The sequence below is a fragment of the Bacteroidota bacterium genome (assembly GCA_034723125.1).
Classification (GTDB): domain Bacteria; phylum Bacteroidota; class Bacteroidia; order CAILMK01; family JAAYUY01; genus JAYEOP01.
The window spans coordinates 1-3,057 of record JAYEOP010000278.1; the positions used below are offsets into that span (position 1 = coordinate 1).

3 protein-coding genes are annotated in these 3,057 nt (G+C 29.8%); 2 read left to right on the top strand and 1 reads right to left on the bottom strand.

What is annotated here, in order from left to right; genetic code table 11:
* The first annotated feature begins 318 nt into the window (after positions 1–318).
* A complete protein-coding gene (locus tag U9R42_07590; protein MEA3495880.1) occupies positions 319–681 on the top strand; it encodes a hypothetical protein in 363 nt (120 codons plus the stop codon).
* Positions 682–718: 37 nt separating this feature from the next.
* On the top strand, positions 719–1,699 hold the full coding sequence (locus U9R42_07595) for a glycosyltransferase family 9 protein (GenBank protein MEA3495881.1): 981 nt from the start codon (positions 719–721) through the stop codon (positions 1,697–1,699).
* A 236-nt stretch (positions 1,700–1,935) separates the two neighbouring features.
* Here U9R42_07595 and floA read toward each other — a convergent pair whose 3' ends face one another.
* Positions 1,936–2,955: a flotillin-like protein FloA gene (gene floA / locus U9R42_07600; protein MEA3495882.1), complete on the bottom strand. Its 1,020-nt coding sequence runs from the start codon at positions 2,953–2,955 to the stop codon at positions 1,936–1,938.
* Between the last annotated feature and the right edge of the window lie 102 nt (positions 2,956–3,057).

Here is a 3,057-nt window from a genome sequence, read left to right on the forward strand (position 1 = left end):
GGACTCAATAACAAAAAAATAAATATCCGGTATTATTGAAATTAATTAAAACTTCATTATTCAAAATTCCTTGTTTCGCAACCGCTAAAGCTACAGCGAACGTGGTCAATATTCATTATTAAAAGGAGGTTCTATAAATACATTCGCCTGCCTATTTCGGCAGACAGGCATTAAGATTTCCAGAGTTTTTTATAGACAATGAAAAAATAATCTTAATTTGTTTTTTACACCCAAACAATATTTCGTATCTTAGCGGAAATTCAAAAATGTCGTTTGGCAGGTATTTTGCCAAAATTTATGATAAAAAAAATTGAAATTATGAAAAAGTTCTTGATTATTGTTATAAGCTTACTTTTTTTTGTTAATCTCGGATTCAGTCAACACGTGGGTGATGGAGGCAAAACTTATTATGATAAAAACAAAACAAAACTTAAGGAAGTATATAATTACAAAGAAGTAAATGTTTTTAGTGCCACAGGAGATCATTCAATAGTTGAAGTAATAAAGAAAAAACACGGTCCTTATTTTTATTATTATGAAAGCGGAAAAATAAAAATATCAGGTAATTATAAAAATGATGAAAAACATGGAGAATGGAAATACTTTAATGCTGAAGGAAGTTTAATAAAAACCGAAGAATACGAAAAAGGAAAACTCATTAATTCAAAACGCCCTGAATAACTTCATTCAACTAAAACATTTTTAAACTGTTCATAAGTTGAAAATATTAATAATCAGATTTAGTTCCATTGGGGATATTGTTCTTACAACTCCCGTAATCAGAGGATTAAAAAAACAATTAAAAAAATCTGAAATACACTTTATTACAAAATCTGCTTACACATCTATTTTAGAAAATAACCCTTACATTGACAAGGTTTATAGTTTTACAAACTCACTCTCTGAAATAATTCCTCATTTAAAGAAAGAAAATTACGATTACATAATCGACCTTCACAAAAATATAAGGTCGCTTAGCCTTAGATGGAAATTAAAAACAAAATCATTTTCATTCAATAAACTGAATTTCCAAAAATGGTTGCTCGTTAATTTTAAAATCAATAAATTACCTGATATTCACATTGTTGACCGCTATTTGAAAGCTACCGAAAGCTTAGGAGTTAAAAACGATGGTTTAGGATTAGATTATTTTATTCCTAAAAATGCAGAAATTGAAGGCAAAAAAATAATTGAAAAAATAAAAAAAGATTATTTAGTTATTGTTTTAGGTGGAAAGTTTTTTACAAAAAAACTCTCTGTTGAGAAAATTATAAATATTGGGCAAAAGGTCAACAGAGCAATAGTTATTTTGGGAGGAAAAGATGAAATTGAAGAAGCCAAAAGAATAGAAAAAAAGCTTGCGGTAACAAATTTGTGTGGAACTATTGATTTAAATACCTCAGCATTTATTGTAAAAAATGCTACAAAGATTTTAACAAATGACACAGGTTTAATGCACATTGCCGCTACATTCAACAAAGAAATTATTTCTGTTTGGGGAAACACAATTCCTGAATTTGGTATGTTCCCATATTTTAACAAAGACACGCCAAAAACTAACTCACACATTATTGAAGTTAAGAACTTAAAATGCCGTCCTTGCTCAAAATTGGGTTACAAAAAAAAATGCCCCGAAGGGCATTTTAAATGTATAAATAAGATAGATGAAAAGAAGATACTTCAAATTATCAATCAATAATTAGTGGCTATAAGAAAAACGTATGTTTTTGACTGTTAGAATATTATGTGTATTCTGTCGTTTGAATCTAATGTCATAAATTAGTCATTTGATTGTCATTAAGTTACAAAACCCAATGACAGCTTGGCTAAATGACTATTAATGACAATTGAATGACTTTTACATTCACATCCATATTATTAATTCAAAGCCCAAGTATAATGAGTAATACAAAGTTTTCTTAGTGCCACTAATTATTATTCCTTTTTCTTATCATCATCCTTTTTTTTCTTTGGCTCATTATACTTAGTAGAAGGTGCCATAGATTGTGAAATAGAACTTCTCATTTCCGTATCAGAATCAATGTTTTTATATTTCATATAATCCATAATTCCAAGATTTCCGTCTTTAAAAGCATGAGCCATAGCAAGCGGTACCTGAGCTTCAGCTTCAATTACCTTAACTTTCGCTTCTTGGGCTTTAGCTTTTTGTTCTTGTTCATCTGCAACAGCCATAGCACGTTTTTCTTCAGCTTTTGCCTGTGCAATTTGCTTGTCAGCTTCAGCTTGGTCAGCTTGTAATACAGCACCAATATTTTTACCAACATCAATATCTGCAATATCAATAGATAAAATTTCGAATGCTGTACCCGAATCAAGACCTCTTTGAAGAACAAGTTTTGAAATATTATCAGGATTTTCAAGAACCGCTTTATGGTTTTGTGATGAACCGATAGAAGATACTATACCTTCACCTACACGTGCTAATATTGTTTCTTCACCTGCACCACCAACAAGCTGGTTGATATTTGCTCTAACAGTAACTCTTGCTTTTGCAATAAGTTGAATACCATCTTTAGCCATTGCGGCAATAGGTTTTGTATCAATAACACGAGGATTAACAGAAAGTTGTACCGCTTCAAAAACATCTCTTCCTGCAAGATCAATAGCAGTAGCTAATTGGAAACCAAGGTTAATATTTGCTTTATCTGCCGATATCAATGCTTTAATAACATTATCTACATTACCTCCTGCAAGATAATGAGTTTCTACTTCATTAATTGTAACTTTTAGTCCTGCTTTTGTTGAAGTAATCATAGCATTTACAATAATAGATGGAGGTACCTTACGTATCCTCATTAAAATAAGTTGTAAAATACTAACTTTTACTCCTGAAAAAACAGCAGTTATCCATAAATTTACTGGGATAAAATATAAAAATAGCATTATAAATAGCAGTATCGCAACAACTGCAACAACAATTCCTAACATTGACATAATTTTTCGTTTTTAAGTTTGAATAAATTTTTTCGCAAAAATAAGTATTTATTTAAAAAATCAGGAGTTTTGTAATTGGAAATTTCAAAAATAATCAATATA

What these genes read in the sequence shown, in the direction of transcription:
- U9R42_07590 (MEA3495880.1), top strand. Translation starts at nt 319, where the DNA reads ATGAAAAAGTTCTTGATTATTGTTATAAGCTTACTTTTTTTTGTTAAT.
- floA (MEA3495882.1), bottom strand. Translation starts at nt 2,955, where the DNA reads ATGTCAATGTTAGGAATTGTTGTTGCAGTTGTTGCGATACTGCTATTT.